Consider the following 19,909-nt stretch of genomic DNA (forward strand, 5'->3'; position numbering starts at 1 on the left):
CCGCACAAGGAGATAGCATGATCGTTCGTCCTGTACGCAGCAGCGATTTACCCGCGCTGATCGAGTTGGCCCGCAGCACCGGCACTACCGGGCTGACCACCCTGCCTGCCAACGAGGAACGCCTCGGCCAGCGGGTCGGCTGGGCGGAAAAGAGCTTCCGTGGCGAAGCCGAGCGCGGCGACACCGACTACTTGTTCGTGCTGGAGAACGACGAGGGCCTGGTGGTCGGCATCAGCGCCATCGCCGGCGCCGTCGGCCTGCGCGAGCCTTGGTACAACTACCGGGTCGGCCTGACCGTCAGCGCTTCCCAGGAACTGGACATCTACCGCGAGATCCCCACGCTGTTCTTGGCCAACGACCTGACCGGCAACTCCGAGCTGTGTTCGCTGTTCCTGCGCAGCGACTACCGCAGTGGCCTCAATGGCCGTCTGCTGTCGAAGGCGCGCATGCTGTTCATCGCCGAGTTCCCGCAGTTGTTCGGCAACAAGATCATCGCCGAGATGCGCGGCATGTCCGACGAGGCAGGTCGTTCGCCGTTCTGGGAAAGCCTGGGCCGGCACTTCTTCAAGATGGAGTTCAGCCAGGCCGACTACCTCACCGGCGTGGGCAACAAGTCGTTCATCGCCGAGCTGATGCCCAAGTTCCCGCTGTACACCTGCTTCCTCTCGGAAGCGGCGCGCAACGTCATCGGCCGCGTGCATACAGATACCGAGCCTGCGCTGGCCATGCTCAAGCGCGAAGGCTTCAACTACCAGGGTTACGTCGACATCTTCGACGCCGGCCCCGCCATCGAATGCGAGACCTCGAAGATCCGCGCCGTGCGTGACAGCGAGACCCTGGTGCTGGCCGTTGGTACACCAGGCGACGACGCCACCCCTTTCATCATCCACAACCGCAAGCGCGAAGACTGCCGCATCACGGCCGCGCCGGCGCGCCTGGCCGCAGGCACCCTGGTGGTCGATCCGCAGACCGCCAAGCGCCTGCGCCTGGGCGCAGGCGACAACGTGCGCGCCGTGCCACTGTCCGCCGGTCGGGAGGCCCAGTAAATGAATACGCATTACATTGCCGGCCAATGGCTGGCCGGTCAGGGTGAAGCCCTGCAGTCGCTCAACCCCGTCACCCAGGCGGTGATCTGGCAAGGGCAGGGCGCCGACGCCGCCCAGGTTGAGGCCGCCGTGCAGGCTGCCCGCCAGGCGTTCCCGGCTTGGGCATCGCTGAGCCTGGAAGCGCGTATCAGCGTGCTGGAGACTTTCGCCGAGAAGCTCAAGGCCAATGCCGAGGCGCTGTCGCGCTGCATCGGTGAAGAGACCGGCAAGCCGCTGTGGGAGTCGGCCACCGAAGTGACCAGCATGGTCAACAAGGTCGCCATCTCGGTGCAGAGCTACCGCGAGCGTACCGGCGAGAAGAGCGGTACGCTGGCCGACGCCACTGCCGTGCTGCGCCACAAGCCCCATGGCGTGGTGGCGGTGTTCGGCCCGTACAACTTCCCCGGCCACCTGCCCAATGGCCATATCGTTCCGGCGCTGCTGGCTGGCAACTGCGTGGTGTTCAAACCCAGCGAGCTGACCCCCAAGGTTGCCGAGCTGACGGTCCAGTGCTGGATCGAGGCCGGGTTGCCGGCTGGTGTGCTCAACCTGGTCCAGGGCGCCCGTGAGACCGGCGTGGCGCTGGCCGCCAACCCGGGTATCGACGGCCTGTTCTTCACCGGTTCCAGCCGTACCGGCAACCTGCTGCACCAGCAGTTCGCCGGCCGCCCGGACAAGATCCTGGCCCTGGAGATGGGCGGCAACAACCCGCTGGTGGTTGACGAGGTCAAGGACCTGGACGCTGCGGTGTACACCATCATCCAATCGGCCTTCATCTCCGCCGGCCAGCGTTGCACCTGTGCCCGCCGCCTGCTGGTGCCGCAGGGCGCCTGGGGTGACGCGCTGATCCAGCGCCTGGTCGAGGTAAGCCGCAGCATCAGTGTCGGCGCATTCGACCAGCAGCCCGCGCCGTTCATGGGGTCGGTGATTTCGCTGCAGGCGGCCCGCGCGCTGCTGGCGGCCCAGGCCGAACTGCTCGGCAAGGGCGCCGTGGCGTTGCTGGAGATGACCCAACCGCAGGCTGACGCTGCCTTGCTCACGCCGGGCATCATCGATGTCAGCGCCGTGGCCGAGCGCCCGGACGAAGAGTTCTTCGGCCCGCTGCTGCAGGTGATCCGTTACGCCGACTTCGACGCGGCGATCGAGGAGGCCAACAACACCCAGTACGGCCTGGCCGCCGGCCTGCTGTCGGATTCCAACGCCCGCTACCAGCACTTCTGGCTGCGCAGCCGCGCCGGCATCGTCAACTGGAACAAGCAGCTGACCGGCGCCGCCAGCAGCGCGCCGTTCGGTGGCGTCGGCGCCAGCGGCAACCACCGCGCCAGCGCCTATTACGCGGCGGACTACTGCGCATACCCCGTGGCTTCGCTGGAGACCGCGAACCTCGTACTGCCGGCGACCCTGACGCCGGGCGTCACCCTATAACAACAGGTCTCGGAGCCTTGCCGATGAAATCCTTTGAAGTGAATTTTGATGGCCTGGTGGGGCCGACCCACAACTACGGCGGTCTGTCCTACGGCAACGTGGCCTCGCAGAGCAACAGCCAGCAGGGTTCCAACCCACGCGAGGCGGCGCGCCAGGGCCTGGCGAAGATGAAGGCACTGATGGAGATGGGCTTCAAGCAGGGCGTGCTGGCCCCGCAGGAGCGCCCGGATGTGGCCGCATTGCGCCGCCTGGGTTTCACCGGCAATGATGCCGAAGTGATCCAGCGTGCCGCCAAGGAGGCCATGCCGCTGCTGGTCGCCAGCTGCTCGGCGTCGAGCATGTGGGTGGCCAACGCCGCCACTGTCAGCCCCAGTGCCGACACCGCCGATGGTCGCGTGCATTTCACCGCCGCCAACCTCAACTGCAAGTACCACCGCAGCATCGAGCACCCGACCACCAGCCGGGTGCTGGGCGCCATGTTCAGCGATGACAAGGTCTTCGCCCACCATGAGGCGTTGCCGGCGGTTGCCCAGTTCGGTGACGAGGGCGCGGCCAACCACACCCGCTTTTGCCGCGCCTATGGCGAGTCCGGCGTCGAGTTCTTCGTCTATGGCCGCAGTGCCTTCGACAGCCGCTACCCCGCGCCGCAGAAGTATCCGGCGCGCCAGACCCTGGAGGCTTCCCAGGCCGTCGCCCGCCTGCATGGGCTGCGCGATGATGGCGTGGTCTACGCTCAACAGAACCCGGCGGTGATCGACCAGGGCGTGTTCCACAACGATGTGATTTCGGTGGGCAACGGCGAGGTACTGTTCTACCACGAGGACGCCTTCCTCGAGACCGACGCGGTGCTTGGCCAGCTGCAGGCTAAACTGGCCAGCAAGGGTGGCCGCTTCCAGGGTATCTGCGTGCCGCGTGCGGCGGTGACGGTGGAAGACGCGGTGCGTTCCTACCTGTTCAACAGCCAGTTGCTCAGCCGCGAGGATGGTTCGATGCTGCTGGTGGTCCCGGAGGAATGCCGCAACAACGAGCGCGTCTGGGCGTACTTGGGGCAACTGACCAGCCAAGGCGGCCCGGTGAAGGAGGTCAAGGTGTTCGACCTCAAGCAGAGCATGCAGAACGGCGGTGGCCCGGCTTGCCTGCGGCTGCGCGTGGCGTTGAAGGAAAACGAACTGGCGGCGGTCAACCAAGGCGTTATCATGACCGCCCCGCTGTACGACACCCTGGTGCAATGGGTCGACAAGCACTACCGCGATCGCCTCGGCGAGACCGACCTGGCCGACCCGCAGTTGCTGGTGGAATGCCGCACGGCACTGGATGAACTGACCCAGATCCTCAAGCTGGGTTCGGTCTATCCGTTCCAACGCCAACCTTGAAGAGAGAAATTGCAATGTCCGACGCCCTGCGCCTGATCCTGGAAGATGAAGACGGCACCCAGCTGGAAACCTCGTGCACCCGTTTTGCCGTGGTCTGGCAAGGCAAGGAAGTGTGGATTCAGCAGGACGGTCGCGGCCAGCTGCTGATCGGCGTCGATGTCGAGGAAGACGACACCGAGTACGCCAACCTGCTGCTGCGCCCGATGGCCACCAACCTGGTCAGCCTGCAGCTGGAAATGGAACCGGCCGATGTCGCCGGTGACGACGACCACGTCCACGGCCCGGACTGCGGCCACCACCACTAAGGAAGCGCCTATGCTCGCCCTTGGCAAACTGCTTGAGCTGACCCTGACCGATCACGAACCGGCCGAGAAGACCCAAGTGACCACCCGGGGCGTGCGTTTGCGCTGGCTGGGGGAGGGCGCGCTGGAAGTGCGCCCGCCCGAAGGTGAGGATTGCGGGCTCGACCTGCTGCTGTCGGCCGGTATCCATGGCAACGAGACAGCGCCGATCGAGTTGCTCGAAAGGCTGCTGCACGGCGTGGCCAACGGCAAGATCAAGCCGCGTGCGCGGGTGTTGTTCCTGTTCGGCAACCCGGCGGCGATCCGCAAGGGTGAGCGTTTCATCGAGCAGGACATCAACCGTCTGTTCAATGGCCGGCATGAACTCTCCAGTGGCTTCGAGGCATTGCGGGCCGCAGAGCTGGAGCAGTTTGCCCGGGTGTTTTTCAGCAAGCCCGAGCGCACCCGCCTGCATTACGACCTGCATACCGCCATTCGCGGGTCGAAGATCGAGCAGTTCGCGCTGTATCCCTACAAGGAAGGCCGCCAGCACTCCCGGCGGGAACTGGCGCGCCTGGCGGCAGCCGGCATGGAGGCGGTGCTGCTGCAGAGCAAGTCGTCGATCACCTTCAGCGCCTTCACCTATGAGCAGCTCGATGCCGAGGCCTTCACCCTGGAGCTCGGCAAGGCCCGTCCGTTCGGGCAGAACGAGGAGGTTAATCTCGACAGGCTCGAGGCGCGCTTGATCCAGCTAATCGAAGATACCGAGCCGGCAACCGAGCAGTCCCTGGATGGCCTCAAGCTGTTCAGCGTCGCCCGCGAGATCATCAAGCACAGCGACAGTTTCCGCCTGCACCTGCCGGCGGACATCGAGAACTTCTCCGAGCTGAAAAAGGGCGACCTGCTGGCCGAGGATCTCGCCGAGACGCGTTGGGTGGTGGAGGAGGAGGGGGCACGGATCATCTTCCCCAACCCCAAGGTGAAGAACGGGCTGCGCGCTGGCATCCTGATCGTGCCGGATTCGGGGCAGCGCCTGGCCTGATAGCGGTAGGTGCGGGGCAAGCCCGCGCCTACAACTTTGGATCCCTTCGGTGATGAAATTCTTTTAATTCACCAACCTGTTAATTTTCCCCGCTCCGGGACCGTAATTGGCTTGCCAGTAGCGAAACGCTGGCGATAGCATCGCGGTCATGCCGTTTTCAATTGCTTTAGCCCTGCAAGCCGTCCAATCGACGGTTTCTATCGCATAAACACACTGCACCGAGACTGCAGGACCGATATAATGCGGCCCTTTGCCGTCGTTTCGTCGATTCGACGCGTGGCCGCCGTTTCCGTGGAAGAACCTATGAAAAGCGCAGAAATCCGTGAAGCCTTCCTCCGCTTCTTCGAAGAGCAGGGACATACTCGCGTTGCCTCCAGCTCCCTGATCCCGGGCAATGACCCGACCCTGCTGTTCACCAACGCCGGCATGAACCAGTTCAAGGACTGCTTCCTCGGCCAGGAAAAGCGCGCCTACACCCGCGCCGTGAGCAGCCAGAAGTGCGTACGTGCCGGCGGCAAGCACAACGACCTGGAAAACGTCGGCTACACCGCCCGTCACCACACCTTCTTCGAGATGCTGGGCAACTTCAGCTTCGGCGACTATTTCAAGCGCGATGCCATCACCTTCGCCTGGACCTTCCTGACCTCGGACAAGTGGCTGAACCTGCCCAAGGAAAAGCTCTGGGTCACCGTTTACGCCAGCGACGACGAAGCCTACGACATCTGGACCAAGGAAGTCGGCGTGCCGGCCGAGCGCATGGTGCGCATCGGCGACAACAAAGGCGCCCCATACGCCTCCGACAACTTCTGGACCATGGGCGACACCGGCCCGTGCGGCCCATGCACCGAGATCTTCTACGACCACGGCGCCGACATCTGGGGCGGCCCACCCGGCTCGCCGGAAGAAGACGGCGATCGCTACATCGAGATCTGGAACAACGTCTTCATGCAGTTCAACCGCACCGCCGACGGCGTCCTGCACCCGCTGCCCGCCCCGTCGGTGGACACCGGCATGGGCCTGGAGCGCATCAGTGCGGTGATGCAGCACGTGCATTCGAACTACGAGATCGACCTGTTCCAGAGCCTGCTGGCCGCCGCCGCCGAAGCTATCGGCTGCAGCAACGACGACCAGCCATCGCTGAAAGTGGTCGCCGACCATATCCGTTCCTGCGGTTTCCTGATTGCCGACGGCGTGCTGCCGTCCAACGAAGGCCGTGGCTACGTGCTGCGCCGCATCATTCGCCGCGCCTGCCGCCACGGCAACAAGCTGGGCGCCAAGGGCAGCTTCTTCCACAAGATCGTCGCCGCCCTGGTGGCCGAGATGGGCGAAGCCTTCGCTGAGCTGAAGAGTCAGCAGGCGCACATCGAGCGCGTGCTCAAGACCGAGGAAGAGCAGTTCGCCAAGACCCTCGAGCAGGGCCTGCGCATCCTCGAGCAGGACCTGGCCCAACTGCAGGGCAAGGTCGTCCCGGGCGACGTGGTGTTCAAGCTGTACGACACCTACGGCTTCCCCATGGACCTCACCGCCGACATCGCCCGCGAGCGCGAGTTGACCATCGACGAAGCCGGCTTCGAGCGTGAAATGGAAGCCCAGCGCGAGCGTGCCCGTTCCGCCAGCGCCTTCGGCATGGACTACAACAGCCTGGTCAAGGTCGACACCGCCACCGACTTCCTCGGCTACGACACTACCGAAGGCCAGGGCAAGATCATCGCCCTGTACAAGGATGGCCAGTCGGTCGACCAGTTGGGCGAAGGCGAGGAGGGCGTGGTCGTGCTCGACCGCACGCCGTTCTACGCCGAGTCCGGTGGTCAGGTTGGCGACAGCGGCTACCTGCAGGCCGGCGCCGCGCGCTTCGACGTGCGCGATACCACCAAGACCGGTGGTGCCTTCCTGCACCACGGCGTGGTCGCCAGCGGTGCGCTGGTCATCGGCTCGCCGGTCGAGGCCAAGGTCGATGCCGAGGTGCAACACGCCACCTCGCTGAACCACTCGGCCACTCACCTGCTGCATGAAGCTTTGCGCCAGGTGCTGGGCGAGCACGTGCAGCAGAAGGGCTCGTTGGTCGACAGCCAGCGCCTGCGTTTCGACTTCAGCCACTTCGAGGCGGTGACGCCTGCGCAGATCAAGGCCCTGGAAGACATCGTCAACCGCGAAGTGCGCAGGAACACCCCGGTCGAGACCGAGCTGACCGATATCGAAACCGCCAAGGCCAAAGGGGCCATGGCGCTGTTCGGTGAGAAATATGGCGACACCGTGCGTGTGCTGAGCATGGGCGGTGATTTCTCCGTCGAGCTGTGCGGCGGCATCCATGCCAAGCGCACCGGCGACATCAGCCTGTTCAAGATCATCAGCGAAGGCGGCGTGGCCTCTGGCGTGCGCCGTATCGAAGCGGTCACCGGCGGCGCCGCGCTGGCCTACCTGAACGCTGCCGAAGAGCAGGTCAAGGAAGCCGCGCAGCTGGTCAAGGGCAACCGCGACAACCTGATCGACAAGCTGTCGGCTGTGCTTGAGCGCAACCGCCAGCTGGAAAAGCAGCTCGAGCAGCTGCAGGCCAAGGCCGCCAGCGCCGCCGGGGACGATCTCTCCAACGCGGCCGTTGAGGTCAAGGGTGCCAAGGTCCTCGCCGCCCGCCTGGATGGGCAGGATGGCAAGGCCCTGCTGGCGCTCGTCGATCAGCTGAAGAACAAGCTCGGCCATGCAGTGATCCTGCTGGGCAGCGAGCATGAGGGCAAGGTCGTGCTGGTGGCTGGCGTGACCAAGGACCTCTCCAGCCAACTCAAGGCTGGCGATCTGATGAAACAAGCCGCTGCGGCGGTCGGTGGCAAGGGCGGCGGTCGCCCTGACATGGCCCAGGGTGGTGGCGTCGACGTGGCCGCGCTGGACAAGGCCCTGGCCCTGGCAGTGCCGTTCGCCGAGCAGGGACTTTGAGATGGAGGGGGCGTCGGTCTAGTCGGCGTCCCCGCCATGTTGGATTGTTTTTTGGGGCCCTTTAGGGCTGAGGCACCTTTGAAATGGCGTTGATCGTACAGAAATTTGGCGGTACCTCTGTCGGTTCCATCGAGCGGATCGAGCAGGTTGCCGACAAGGTCAAGAAATTCCGCGAGCAAGGCACCGACCTGGTGGTTGTGCTGTCGGCGATGAGCGGGGAAACCAATCGCCTGATCGACCTGGCGAAGCAGATCACCGACAAACCCGAACCCCGCGAGCTGGACGTGATCGTCTCGACCGGCGAGCAGGTCACCATCGCCCTGCTGTCCATGGCCCTGATGAAGCGCGGCGTGCCGGCGGTGTCCTATACCGGTAACCAGGTGCGCATCCTCACCGACAGCGCGCACAACAAGGCGCGCATCCTGCAGATCGACGACCAGAAGATCCGCGCCGACCTCAAGGCCGGCCGTGTCGTGGTGGTCGCCGGGTTCCAGGGGGTCGACGAGCACGGCAACATCACCACCCTCGGTCGTGGCGGTTCCGACACCACCGGCGTGGCCCTGGCGGCGGCGCTGAAAGCCGATGAGTGCCAGATCTACACCGATGTCGATGGCGTCTACACCACCGACCCGCGTGTCGTGCCCCAGGCCCAGCGCCTGGAGAAGATCACCTTCGAGGAGATGCTGGAAATGGCCAGCCTCGGCTCCAAGGTGCTGCAGATCCGCTCGGTGGAGTTCGCCGGCAAGTACAACGTCCCGCTGCGCGTGCTGCACAGCTTCAAGGAGGGTCCGGGTACCCTCATTACCATCGATGAAGAGGAATCCATGGAACAGCCGATCATTTCCGGTATCGCCTTCAACCGTGATGAGGCCAAGCTGACCATTCGTGGCGTCCCGGATACCCCTGGCGTTGCCTTCAAGATCCTCGGCCCGATCAGCGCTGCGAACATCGAGGTCGACATGATCGTGCAGAACGTCTCGCACGATAACACCACCGACTTCACCTTCACCGTGCATCGCAACGAGTACGAGAAAGCGCTGAGTGTGCTGGAGAACACCGCCCGCGAGATCGGCGCGCGTGAAGTGATCGGCGATACCAAGATTGCCAAAGTGTCGATCGTTGGCGTCGGCATGCGCTCCCACGCGGGCGTTGCCAGCCGCATGTTCGAGGCCCTGGCCAAGGAGAGCATCAACATCCAGATGATCTCCACCTCCGAGATCAAGGTCTCGGTAGTGATCGAAGAGAAGTACCTGGAGCTGGCCGTACGCGCGCTGCACACCGCGTTCGAGCTCGATGCTCCTGCCCGACAGGGTGAGTAAGACGCTGCCTGGAGGGGCGCGGCTTGCCGCGCCCTTCGCGTTTCTGGCTGCTGCCGGTGTCCCTGTCCAGGCATCTGTGGTGGTCGATTCGGGTCTGCGCCGTCGTCCCCGGCCAGTCCCTGCTTATCAAAGACTGTTGTCCCTGAAGATTCATGTGAGGAGAAAACTATGCTGATTCTGACTCGTCGGTGCGCCGAGAGCCTGATCATTGGTGACGGTGAGATCACCGTGACGGTCCTGGGTGTCAAAGGCAACCAGGTGCGTATCGGCGTGAGCGCGCCGAAGGAAGTGGCCGTTCACCGCGAGGAAATCTACCTGCGGATCAAGAAAGAGAAGGACGAGGAGCCAAGCCTTTAATTTTTTTGAAGTTTTTTTCAAAAAAAGGGTTGCAAACGAGGAAGGGTGTGTTTAATATTCGCCTCGTGTTGCGGTGAGGTGGCCGAGTGGCCGAAGGCGCTCCCCTGCTAAGGGAGTATACCTCATAAGGGTATCGGGGGTTCGAATCCCCCCTTCACCGCCATTATTTGCCTGGAGCGCTTAAAGCGATCCGAATGGCACAGCAAGACACGGACTCATAGCTCAGCTGGATAGAGTACTCGGCTACGAACCGAGCGGTCGGAGGTTCGAATCCTCCTGAGTCCGCCACTTTTGAAGTGGCTTTGCCTGCAAGGCTGCTTCAATCAACCAGTGGTAACCTGGTCTAAAACTACCCCACGGACTCATAGCTCAGCTGGATAGAGTACTCGGCTACGAACCGAGCGGTCGCAGGTTCGAATCCTGCTGAGTCCGCCACTTTTGAAGTGGTTTTGCTTGCAAAGGCACTTCAACAAGCCAGTGGTAATCTGGCCTAAAACTACCAACCACGGACTCATAGCTCAGCTGGATAGAGTACTCGGCTACGAACCGAGCGGTCGCAGGTTCGAATCCTGCTGAGTCCGCCACTTTTTGAAGTGGCTCTGCTTGCAAAGACGCTTCAACAAGCCAGTGGTAATCTGGCCTAAAACTACCACCACGGACTCATAGCTCAGCTGGATAGAGTACTCGGCTACGAACCGAGCGGTCGGAGGTTCGAATCCTCCTGAGTCCGCCATACATCAAGAAGCCCGCTCAAATTGAGCGGGCTTTTTGTTTTTCTGGCGCGCTGAATTGTCACGGATGTCCATCTACGCTGTTCTGTAGTTGTTCCCTGCAGGGATCGGTGCTGCAAATCGAACCGGCACAAAGACGAATGTGCTTTTCAAGCTAGAGCAACCGTCGCACTGATGGCTTCGAGCGTTGTCACAGCTTTAGCGCGCAAACGATTGTTCTGGCCAAAAATTTAAGCGATCCGACAGCTTACACAGTGTATGATTGCGCCCGTCAGCCCCGCCGGGGCTTGTGGAATCCCACCATGGACTTACCCAGTAGTTACTCGCTAACACGCTTCATACAGCCAGATCTGACCGATTGATTCTCCCGGCGTACTCCGCTGCTGGGAGTGGAGTTCGCCTATGACCGAAATCGAAGTAAAGAAAGCTCAAGACAGCCTGCAGGATCGCCTGGCTCAGGTGATCGAACTGCTGCAGCGCCAACGGGTGGTCGAAGATCTGACGCACCGTCAGGAAGGTCATCACCATGACTTGGTGGAAAACCTCGTCCACCGCCAGAACCTTGTCGAGCTGCAGCGCAAGCTTGACGACCTGCACCCCGCCGACATCGCCTACATCCTCGAAGCCCTGCCACTTGACGATCGCCTGACGGTCTGGCAGTTGGTACGCTCGGATCGCGATGGCGACATCCTGCTCGAAGTCTCCGACGCCGTACGCCAGACCCTGATCGCCGACATGGATGATCATGAGCTGCTGGCCGCCGCCAAGGAGATGGACGCCGACGAACTCGCCGACCTTGCTCCTGAGCTGCCTCGCGACGTCGTCCACGAGCTGATGGAAAGCCTCGATGCCCAGCAGCGCGAGCGTGTGCGCTCGGCCCTGAGCTATGACGAAGAGCAGGTCGGCGCGCTGATGGACTTCGAGATGGTCACCATCCGCGAAGATGTCAGCCTCGAGGTGGTATTGCGCTATCTGCGCCGGCTCAAAGAGCTGCCGGGGCACACCGACAAGCTGTTTGTCGTCGATTACGATGGCATTCTCAAAGGCGTGCTGCCGATCAAGCGGTTGCTGGTCAACGACCCGGAAAAGAAAGTCGCGGAGGTCATGGCCAATGACCCAGTGACCTTCCACCCCGAGGAAGATGCCTACGACGCTGCCTTGGCCTTCGAGCGATACGATCTGGTCTCCGCCCCTGTGGTGGACAAGAACGAGCGCCTGATCGGCCGTCTGACCATCGACGAAATGGTCGACCTGATTCGTGAAGAGAGCGAGAGCGAAGTGCTCAACATGGCCGGTCTGCGCGAAGAGGAAGACATCTTCGCTTCGGTCTGGCGCTCGCTGCGCAACCGTTGGGCTTGGCTGGCCATCAACCTGATCACCGCGTTTGTCGCGTCGCGGGTAATCGGCCTGTTCGAAGGTTCCATCGAGAAGCTGGTGGCCCTGGCGGCATTGATGCCGATTGTTGCTGGTATCGGCGGTAACTCCGGCAACCAGACCATCACCATGATCGTTCGCGCCATGGCGCTGGACCAGGTGTCACCAGGCAACACCAGCCGCCTGATGCGTAAAGAGCTGGCGGTGTCGTTGATCAATGGCCTGGTCTGGGGCGGCGTGATCGGGGTGGTGGCGTTCTGGCTATACGGCAGCTGGTCGCTGGGATTGGTCATGACGGCCGCGATGACCTTGAACCTGTTGCTGGCAGCGCTGATGGGGGTATTGATCCCGATGACGCTGACGCGCCTGGGCCGAGATCCGGCAATGGGGTCGAGCGTGATGATCACTGCCGTGACCGACAGTGGTGGATTCTTCATCTTCCTCGGCCTTGCAACGCTGTTCCTGATGTAGGTCGACGGAACGCCAGAAACAAGAAAGCCAGCTTACGCTGGCTTTTTCGTGTGCGGTTGTCACTTGCGTGGGTCAGGACGCGTCGGCGGCCATCTCCACATCGTGAGCGATGAGGGCGACCAGTGCATTCTGCTGGCGGTGGGACAGCTGGCGGAAGCGTTGGAGCAGTTCGCGTTCGTGGAGGCTGAGCTCTGGGCTGTCCAGGCGCATGCTCAGTTCGTCGCCCAGGGCACCTTCCTGGATAAGGCTCTGCTCCAGGCGGGCGATGATCTCGGAGTTCATGCTGCGGTGATGGTTGCGCGCTACCTCGGCAATGCGCTCACGCATCCCGTCTGGCAGGCGGACGACAAACTTGTCAGCGGTGCGGCTCGAATAGATAGCCTGTTTCATTGGGCGCATATAAATTGACCGGTTGTTCTGGTTCAGGGGAGCGGTTCTCAAATTGGCCGCACGGTGGAAGTACGACCGCGGCGACGACAAAATGTTCAACCGTGATGTGATTTTGGTTCTTCATCTTGCCTCATGGTCGCCGTTTCCTTGGCGTCAATTCTGTGACAAATAGTGATCCCGATAAAGGCTTTTTGCCAGTACCAATTATCAGAAATGAGCACTGGTTTGAAAAGTTTCACATTCATCGAATTGCACGTGCGTCAGACAAATGCCGTCAAAATCTGGTAAAAGACGACAAAAGCCTAGGGAAAATCATTGAATAGGCTGATTTCCCATACATTGAGCATAGTGGCTATGCAATATGACGCAAGCGGTGGGGTGCCCTCAAGTGGGCGCCTGATATTCCTAATGGGACCTTCTGGTTCGGGAAAAGATTCCCTTATCGACGCGGCCCGGGAACGATTGTCTGCCCACGGCGTTGAAGTCGCCCGCCGGGTGATCACCCGCTCAGCCGAGGCGAAGGGGGAAGCTGCGCATGGAGTGAGCATCGAGCGCTTCGAGGCGATGCGCACGCGGGGGCATTTGCCTTGGACTGGCAAGCGAACGGCCTTCACTATGGTATCCCCGCACAACTGAATGCCTGGCTTGCTATGGGGCACTCGGTACTGGTCAATGGCTCGCGTGCGTATCTGTCTGTTGCCCGGCAACGCTATCCCGACCTCGTGGCCGTAGGGCTGGTCGTTTCAACGCAGGTACTGCGCCAACGCTTGCTGGCCCGGGGGCGGGAAAGCACCCAGGAAATCGAGCAGCGTCTTGCCCGCAACTCCAGGTTGCAGGCCTACGATGTTGGGGTGCATGTCGTGGACAACTCCGGGTCGCTGACCAGCGCGGTCGAGGCGTTGTTCGCCCTGTTACGCAGCGAAGGTATGATCGCCGACGTGCAGGGGAAAAGGCCGACGTGCAAAATGCCCGATTGATGCATGACAAATGCCCGCACGCTGGTTAACATGCTCGCCGTCCCCGCTACACAGCGTCTTGTGTGGCTTCTGTGTCTCAGTAGCTCAATTGGATAGAGCATCCCCCTCCTAAGGGGAAGGTTGGCAGTTCGAACCTGCCCTGGGACGCCATACATTCGAGGCATTTCAGAAATGCATGTCCCACGTTCCAGATCTTGATGGGGCAGGGCGGTCAACTGAGAGCCTTCGGCATTACTGACCCCGTCCGACTTTCGTCTGACGGGGTTTTTTCGGCTCAAAATATCTATTGGTCTCCTCGAACTGGAAGATCATCACGCTGACGATGGCTCGTTCACGAGGACGTCCATGTGGGTAAGCTGTGAGATCATCGTCAGATTCTGTACGAAAAGTGCCTACGCGACGATCATGCTGTGTTGAAAAGAGGCTGGTGCGCCAGCTCGGTCGGAATGCTCATAGACAGCCAGCCAAGTCGCGCGAAACGCAAGTTGTTCCTCGCCTGTTTTCGCCTGCCATGATCGCGGTTCGCTGATTTTTCGTACAAGCCGTAAGTCGTTGAAATTCCATTTGTGGGACCTGCAAATGGGAATTTCATGCCGTTCAAGCAATTTGAGGCAAAAAGCATGATCCGTTTCTGGGACGATATGGGGAATGAGTATAGGTACTGAACACTTCTTTCCTGCGGAAGCATTATGCTGCCACTTAATGATTTATGTTGGTTGCCGGATCGTATCTCATTAGTGCCATTGAGCATGCTTGAGCGATCGCATGATTTAAAATCAGGTGCTTGCAGGGTACTGCAACGCTATTATTTTTTGCAGTCGGTCGGGGTGTCTTCGCGAACGCATGCAGATATGTTATCGGAGATACTTGGCGAATTGATTGCCGCCAATCCCAAAGTGAAGCAGGTCAAAGGGTGTCTGGTTTATGCCAAGACGCAAACCCATAACACATTCTTTGATGATCATTGGCTGGAGAATCTTGCCAAGGCGTGTGGGATTGGTCATTGGGACGTGCTGAGTGTCAGTTTGAATCATTGTGCATCAGCCTTGTCAGCCATTCACTTGCTCAAGCATAGATCGATAAGGAGAGGTGAGCCGCTGTTGCTGCTTACAGGGGAAAAGGCCTTCCATAGTGCTATCAATCGACTGGACAATGCCGTGCTGGCCGAAGTGCCTGCTGCGATGCTACTCAACGCTGGGCCAGCCCAGTGGAATCTGAAGCATACGGCCGTTAGGCACCTGCCCTCCTTTTACGATAATCACCGGAATCTACCGGCGGCGCGCCGGCGTGAGTTATATGCATCGCTGGAGCAGGAGTACCTTGATTTCTACTTCTATGCGTTAGATAAATTCAATGTCCTGCCTGAAAGTATTGATGCGATTGTTCCAGGTAATCAGGATCTGCCAATGCTGAAGAAAGTAGTAGACAAATTGGGTTTTCAGGGCACTTTGTTTACCGATCATATTTCCAACTATGGGCACGCTTATTGTTCGGATGCTTTATTCAACTTGTCTGCCTTGTTGAAGGATTTTGCTGGGCAACGGATTGTCTGTCTTACCATGGGCATGGGTGTTACGTTCTCATGTGTTTTAATTGAAAAAAACCAAAGCAGCGAGGTTGTACATGTCACGTCTTCTCTTGGCGGTTAATGAAGCACTCAATGATGTCATGTCGTCGCCCGTAACGATCGATCTGGATACGGATTTTAACGAAGACTTGGATTTGGATTCGGTATTGTTCGTGCAGTTCCTGCTGACACTGGAGGAAAAAATTCCAGGCTTGATGTTTGAACCTGATCAGATCAATCAAGATGCTTTTACCACGGTCGCTAAATTGACCTGTTGGATTCAGCAGCATCTGCAGTTGGAGGACAACTATGCCTGAAGGTCTGTTTAACAGGGTCTATCAGCTATTTGCCAGCAATGAACCTGTGGACGCCATGCGGCAGTTGCGTCTCGAACTGTCCCAACAGGCCAAAGATGCCTTCTGCCAGGGCTATCAACTCGTGCCGAACGAACAGGCGTCACCGCAGGCGGACAGGGTGCTTGCTTCCATTGGCTTCGAGCTGCGGTTGCAGCCAGGGGAAGAGATGATAGCCGGTGATGACACCCAGCTCGTGGCCTCTGTCGCCGCCCGTTTAGGGTTGCTGATGCGCATGCTGGGCACTAGCTGGACGCACTTATCCGCGCGCAGGAGCTTCGGTGTGAAAACCACCCGGCATCAGCTGATAAAAGCCGAGTTTGCGGATCTGAGCAGTCAGTGCAGCCTGCTGGTGTCGCAATGGAGGTTACGTAGCGTTGCACGGGACTTTCAGGACGTCGAGGAAGACCATTGGCAGATTACCCTGCTGACCAACAGGGCAGAAAAGCTGATGGGAGGCCATGGCTATCTGCTGGGTGCGACGCACACATTGTCGTACCTCTCGATGATGCTCTACAGCCTCTATGGCAAAGCGACAGGGCAATATCCCGCATCACGGCGGGACGGCCAGGGAGTGCTTGCGTGAACACATCACCGGGCGTGGTTCTGTCGCAACGTCAGGGGGCAGGCCGGGATATCGCAGATCTGTTGAAGCTTGCCTGGCCGATGATCGTTGTTGCGGTCGCGGTGTCATTTTCACAAAACATCCAGACCGCGATCTTGGGGCATGGCGTTGAGACGACATCGATCTACTGGCTATCAATGTTGCAACCGTTCAGCTTTTTGTTTCTGGCAATTCTTGAGTGCCTGGCGATCAGCAATCAGGTATTCAGTGCCAGGTCTGTAAACCTGTGGTCAAGGCACAAGGTCCTGAAGGCGACCTTGATCTTGTCTGCTCTGGGAATACTGCTAGTCGCCTTGCTGAGCGGGACGATCGCGCTGACGTCCACCTGGCTGGAGAGGCTGCTGCCCGTTTCTGGAGGGGGCTTCTATCAAGAGGCGCTTCCCCTCTATTTCCTGTCGACATTGCCGTTCATTCAACTGGAAATGTGCAACAGTGCCTTGCGAGGGCAGGGCAAGAGTGCGTTGAGCATGTTGCTGGTCATTGTCTATATCGCCCTGAATGCCAGTATTTGTTACACCAGCTATCACGTCTACGATCTGGGTTTCTATTCCATAATCTTGGCCAATGCCTTGGCCTCTGGGTTGTTGATCCCGGTCGCGACATGGCTGGTATGGCGTGTCGGTCATCAACAGCAGGATGATCGGCCGCAAGCCTTTACTGCGCGGTTGAAAGGCCTTATCCAACAGGTTGGCTTGCCGATCTTTGCGTCTTTCATAGTAGTGTTCATTAGTTCACTGCTGGTGTTTCCACTGATTGGAACGCTGGGCGAACAATATGTCGCCGCGTTCCTGATCATCACCAAGATCAGGATGTTCATCGTCATTCCAGCCGTGGCTTGCGGTTCTGCCTTGGCGATCTTGATTAACCAGCGTTTGGCGATCAGTAGCGGTGAGCATCTCAAGCGCCTACTGCACCGAGGGCTGATGTTCATTGGAGGGCTCTATTTGCTGTTGACGCTAGGAGTCTACTGGGGTGAGGCAACACTGATCGGCATTCTTTCAGGTGATGGGGCGATCAGGGACGCCAGTCGTCAGATGATGCTGATCTTACTGCCAACGTTTTTCCTCACCGCGTGCGTGGCTTCTCTGCAAGCGCTACTTGAGCAGCTTGATCAGGCGCGTCGTGTCCTGATATTGACGGTGATCATAGAGTTACTCATGGTGATCGTGTTGCTGGCGGGGTGGGAGCGTTTCTCTGACTTAAACTCAATGATGAGCGTAATAATACTGTTCAGTGCAATTAATTTCCTGGCCTTTGCCAACGAATACTGGCGGCTGGCGAACAAAATAGGCAGTGAGCATGTTATTTAGTGCTGTCTATCCCCTGTTGCTGGTGGTGGCACTGATCCATCAGAATTATCTGCGTGTCCTGGTGATCATGCAGCTCAGGCCTACATTGCTGATGAAAGCCAAAGTCAGGCCGACAACTCACTATGTCCGCACGTGCCGAATAATAAGGATGTTTGATCTGTATGTGCTCGACATTATGTCTTCCTATCTTTCCGCGCTGTATGCATTGCATCTTTTCGAAAAGACCAGGCCACTGCCCTATAAGCCAGCAGAGCTAAAGCTGCTCGGCCAGTGTCGACAGGAAAACTTCGCCTGGCGGCATAAGTTCTTGAAGATGTTCATTTACCCTCAACCTGTGCAGGCTGCAGAGAAGGTTTTGCTGGTTCATGGTTGGGACGGGCGAAGCATCATGCTCAGGCACCTTGCCCAACGCTTGCAGGCGAAGGGGTACGTTGTCTTTGCACCTGACCTGCCGGCGCACGGAGTTTCTCCAGGCAAGGGCGTCTCATTTTACGATCTTTCCAGGGCTGTCATTGATATGGAAAGACAATATGGCCCTTTTTCAGTAGTGATCGGGCACTCGTCCGGTGGGTTGGTAAGCTGCATGGCCGCTTTACAAGGGCTGTGCTTCAAGCGAATGATCTTGATCAGCAGCCCTTGCTGTTTCGGAGAGGTGCTGGATAATTATGTGTTCAATCAGAAGTTACCCAGGCATATTGCAGCACCCATGAAAACGCTTTATCGGCTACGCTACGGCGTGCATCCAGACAAGATTGGCCCCGAGTTGATTAAAAAAATAAAGCAGCCGGTCCTGATTTTACATGACAAGGGCGACGTAAGTATTGATATGGAAGAGGCCATGGTGCTTAACCATGCTCTGGACAATAGCGAACTGATTGTGACCGAAGGTAAGGGGCACAATGGCGCACTGCGCGATGCCTCCGTGTTTAGTCGTATTGCTGCTTTTTTGGACCCCGTTGAGCAGGAAAATTATTCCACTATCGTTGATCCCGCATTACGCTTGCGTGCCACCCTGGTTAAACCTGTTAAACACCCGGTGCGCTAGTTTAATGTTGTTGTGCGCAGAGGGTAACCATGATCGTTCAAGGTTGCCCTCTGCACATTTCTGACCTCCCCTCCGGTATCTGCTTTAGACTTTTATGAAAAATCCTGCGACGATCATGCCGCTTTGAAAGCAGGCTGGTGCGCCAGTGCGGTCGAAGTGCTCATTTACAACACGTAAAGCGAGCTCAATCGAAGGCCTTTGTAATTTCTGCATTTTCCTGATCGTAGGGAGGCTGCAGCTGCACAGTGATGCAGGTCTTTGCGTTTGCTTGCTTATATAATCGGCTGAAAGTTTATGCCTGCACAGCAGGGCTATAGAATTAAAGCGAGTTGATATTGTTGAGCAGCATGTTTCGCGAGAAGTCGCTTCTTTGTATGCCAAAGATAAAGTCATATTCGGAGGATTCTTTCTTTATGACGGGTTTAGTCGACTTTGTTACGCTTTGTTTAAATTTCAGCGGTGTTTTGTTGTAGGCTCTGCTAAAACTTCTGGAGAAGTGGGGTAGGGAGGAAAATCCGCAGGCATAGCTGATGTCGGTCAGTGACCAGTCCGGGGCAAGGTGGATGAACTCCTTTGCCAGGGCCAGGCGTACTCGCCACATCCACTTGATCGGGGTGACACCGTAAAATAAGTTGAACATTCGGCAAATATCAAATCTGGACTTGCCACAGATTTTTTCCAGGTCTTCCAGCGCAATATCCTCTGAAATGTTATCTATGATGTGGTTTATCACTGTGACAATGCACAGTGCTTTCTCTGTATGTGCATGCTTGCCATAGATCTCAAAGTGACGTTTGTACAGGTCGTCCATTATTTTTTGTGTGAATAGGGTCTTTTCAGCATTCGAGATTTTGTGATCCCACATACAGACTCCGTTCTGCAGCGCTCAGTGGCGAAATTTCTTATTTTTTATGTAAGCTTTTGGCTCGCATTCGAGTAAGCAATTGCTGTGCCACGTTATTTTTAGCTGCAACACGTTGTTTATTAAGTAGTTTTTTCAATGATCTCAAGGTTGGGAAAGCGCAGTCCCATTTTCGAACGATTTTTTCCCAGTCTGCTGACATGCGTCCCATTATTGGGACGCGGTGAGTCTTGGCCATGAGCAGCGAATACAAATAAACGTAGGGAGCGGCTCGGTGGCGAAATTGAGACCGTTGCTGGTTAGTCGAGCGCTGGCCAAACTCGGTGGGCATTGCCAGACCTGTGATATCAGCACTTAAGTTTATTATCTTGAATTTGGCATGAACCGTGCATTC

The 19,909-nt window shown here is 58.6% G+C and carries 16 protein-coding genes, 6 tRNA genes and 1 pseudogene; 21 read left to right on the plus strand and 2 right to left on the minus strand.

The annotated features are described in order from the left end of the window. Nucleotides 1-17 precede the first annotated feature (17 nt). The 14 genes from astA (at nt 18) to mgtE (ending at nt 12,386) form a co-directional block, all read left to right on the plus strand. Entirely contained in the window at nt 18-1,046 is a 1,029-nt protein-coding gene (astA, locus tag KSS90_RS07625; protein ID WP_217868866.1) for an arginine N-succinyltransferase, read from the plus strand. Then, nucleotides 1,047-2,510 (plus strand): succinylglutamate-semialdehyde dehydrogenase, encoded by a 1,464-nt coding sequence (astD, locus tag KSS90_RS07630; RefSeq protein ID WP_217868867.1) that lies wholly within the window; start codon nt 1,047-1,049, stop codon nt 2,508-2,510. It begins immediately after the preceding gene. Nucleotides 2,511-2,533: 23 nt separating this feature from the next. Continuing rightward, the gene (gene astB, locus KSS90_RS07635) at nt 2,534-3,883 is read left to right on the plus strand and encodes an N-succinylarginine dihydrolase (protein ID WP_217868868.1); all 1,350 of its coding nucleotides are present in this window, start codon (nt 2,534-2,536) and stop codon (nt 3,881-3,883) included. Nucleotides 3,884-3,897: 14 nt separating this feature from the next. Beyond that, the gene (locus KSS90_RS07640) at nt 3,898-4,188 is read left to right on the plus strand and encodes a hypothetical protein (protein WP_011534960.1); all 291 of its coding nucleotides are present in this window, start codon (nt 3,898-3,900) and stop codon (nt 4,186-4,188) included. 10 nt (nt 4,189-4,198) lie between these two features. Continuing rightward, nucleotides 4,199-5,206, plus strand: coding sequence for a succinylglutamate desuccinylase (gene astE, locus KSS90_RS07645; protein WP_217868869.1), 1,008 nt, complete (start codon nt 4,199-4,201; stop codon nt 5,204-5,206). A gap of 303 nt (nt 5,207-5,509) precedes the next feature. Further along, nucleotides 5,510-8,134, plus strand: a complete 2,625-nt coding sequence (gene alaS / locus KSS90_RS07650) for an alanine--tRNA ligase (RefSeq protein ID WP_217868871.1) — start codon at nt 5,510-5,512, stop codon at nt 8,132-8,134. Nucleotides 8,135-8,217: 83 nt separating this feature from the next. Beyond that, complete coding sequence (locus KSS90_RS07655; RefSeq protein WP_028691060.1) at nt 8,218-9,453, plus strand: aspartate kinase; 1,236 nt, start codon at nt 8,218-8,220, stop codon at nt 9,451-9,453. Between the two features lie 168 nt (nt 9,454-9,621). Next, nucleotides 9,622-9,810 (plus strand): carbon storage regulator CsrA, encoded by a 189-nt coding sequence (gene csrA, locus KSS90_RS07660; RefSeq protein WP_003254503.1) that lies wholly within the window; start codon nt 9,622-9,624, stop codon nt 9,808-9,810. Between the two features lie 72 nt (nt 9,811-9,882). Then, a tRNA-Ser gene (locus KSS90_RS07665) sits at nt 9,883-9,973 on the plus strand. A 48-nt stretch (nt 9,974-10,021) separates the two neighbouring features. Then, nucleotides 10,022-10,098: transfer RNA gene (locus KSS90_RS07670), tRNA-Arg, on the plus strand. Nucleotides 10,099-10,168: 70 nt separating this feature from the next. Beyond that, nucleotides 10,169-10,245: transfer RNA gene (locus tag KSS90_RS07675), tRNA-Arg, on the plus strand. 72 nt (nt 10,246-10,317) lie between these two features. Beyond that, nucleotides 10,318-10,394 (plus strand) — tRNA-Arg (locus tag KSS90_RS07680). 72 nt (nt 10,395-10,466) lie between these two features. After that, nucleotides 10,467-10,543: transfer RNA gene (locus KSS90_RS07685), tRNA-Arg, on the plus strand. Nucleotides 10,544-10,943: 400 nt separating this feature from the next. Next, nucleotides 10,944-12,386: a magnesium transporter gene (mgtE, locus tag KSS90_RS07690; RefSeq protein WP_217868872.1), complete on the plus strand. Its 1,443-nt coding sequence runs from the start codon at nt 10,944-10,946 to the stop codon at nt 12,384-12,386. 72 nt (nt 12,387-12,458) lie between these two features. On the opposite strand, the gene KSS90_RS07695 is transcribed toward mgtE, so the two are convergent. Beyond that, complete coding sequence (locus KSS90_RS07695) at nt 12,459-12,785, minus strand: Arc family DNA-binding protein (protein ID WP_003254499.1); 327 nt, start codon at nt 12,783-12,785, stop codon at nt 12,459-12,461. A gap of 345 nt (nt 12,786-13,130) precedes the next feature. On the opposite strand from KSS90_RS07695, the pseudogene phnN reads away from it, so the two are divergent. The 7 genes and pseudogenes from phnN to KSS90_RS07730 all read left to right on the plus strand — a co-directional run bounded on the left by phnN (nt 13,131) and on the right by KSS90_RS07730 (nt 18,653). After that, a pseudogene (gene phnN / locus KSS90_RS07700) lies at nt 13,131-13,753 on the plus strand (phosphonate metabolism protein/1,5-bisphosphokinase (PRPP-forming) PhnN). Nucleotides 13,754-13,826: 73 nt separating this feature from the next. Beyond that, nucleotides 13,827-13,903: transfer RNA gene (locus KSS90_RS07705), tRNA-Arg, on the plus strand. Between the two features lie 539 nt (nt 13,904-14,442). Next, nucleotides 14,443-15,402, plus strand: coding sequence for a 3-oxoacyl-[acyl-carrier-protein] synthase III C-terminal domain-containing protein (locus KSS90_RS07710; protein ID WP_217868873.1), 960 nt, complete (start codon nt 14,443-14,445; stop codon nt 15,400-15,402). Further along, on the plus strand, nt 15,377-15,637 hold the full coding sequence (locus KSS90_RS07715; protein ID WP_217868874.1) for an acyl carrier protein: 261 nt from the start codon (nt 15,377-15,379) through the stop codon (nt 15,635-15,637). The genes KSS90_RS07710 and KSS90_RS07715 overlap by 26 nt, the downstream gene beginning before the upstream one ends. Continuing rightward, entirely contained in the window at nt 15,630-16,259 is a 630-nt protein-coding gene (locus KSS90_RS07720) for an acyl-CoA dehydrogenase family protein (RefSeq protein ID WP_217868875.1), read from the plus strand. The genes KSS90_RS07715 and KSS90_RS07720 overlap by 8 nt, the downstream gene beginning before the upstream one ends. Beyond that, a complete protein-coding gene (locus KSS90_RS07725) occupies nt 16,256-17,608 on the plus strand; it encodes an MATE family efflux transporter (RefSeq protein ID WP_217868876.1) in 1,353 nt (450 codons plus the stop codon). The genes KSS90_RS07720 and KSS90_RS07725 overlap by 4 nt, the downstream gene beginning before the upstream one ends. Further along, nucleotides 17,598-18,653 (plus strand): alpha/beta hydrolase, encoded by a 1,056-nt coding sequence (locus KSS90_RS07730; RefSeq protein WP_217868877.1) that lies wholly within the window; start codon nt 17,598-17,600, stop codon nt 18,651-18,653. The genes KSS90_RS07725 and KSS90_RS07730 overlap by 11 nt, the downstream gene beginning before the upstream one ends. Before the next feature lie 319 nt (nt 18,654-18,972). Here KSS90_RS07730 and KSS90_RS07735 read toward each other — a convergent pair whose 3' ends face one another. Beyond that, nucleotides 18,973-19,518, minus strand: a complete 546-nt coding sequence (locus tag KSS90_RS07735) for a helix-turn-helix transcriptional regulator (protein ID WP_217868878.1) — start codon at nt 19,516-19,518, stop codon at nt 18,973-18,975. Nucleotides 19,519-19,909: the final 391 nt, after the last annotated feature.

Origin of the sequence: Pseudomonas maumuensis (assembly GCF_019139675.1) — a bacterium.
Lineage (GTDB): Bacteria > Pseudomonadota > Gammaproteobacteria > Pseudomonadales > Pseudomonadaceae > Aquipseudomonas > Aquipseudomonas maumuensis.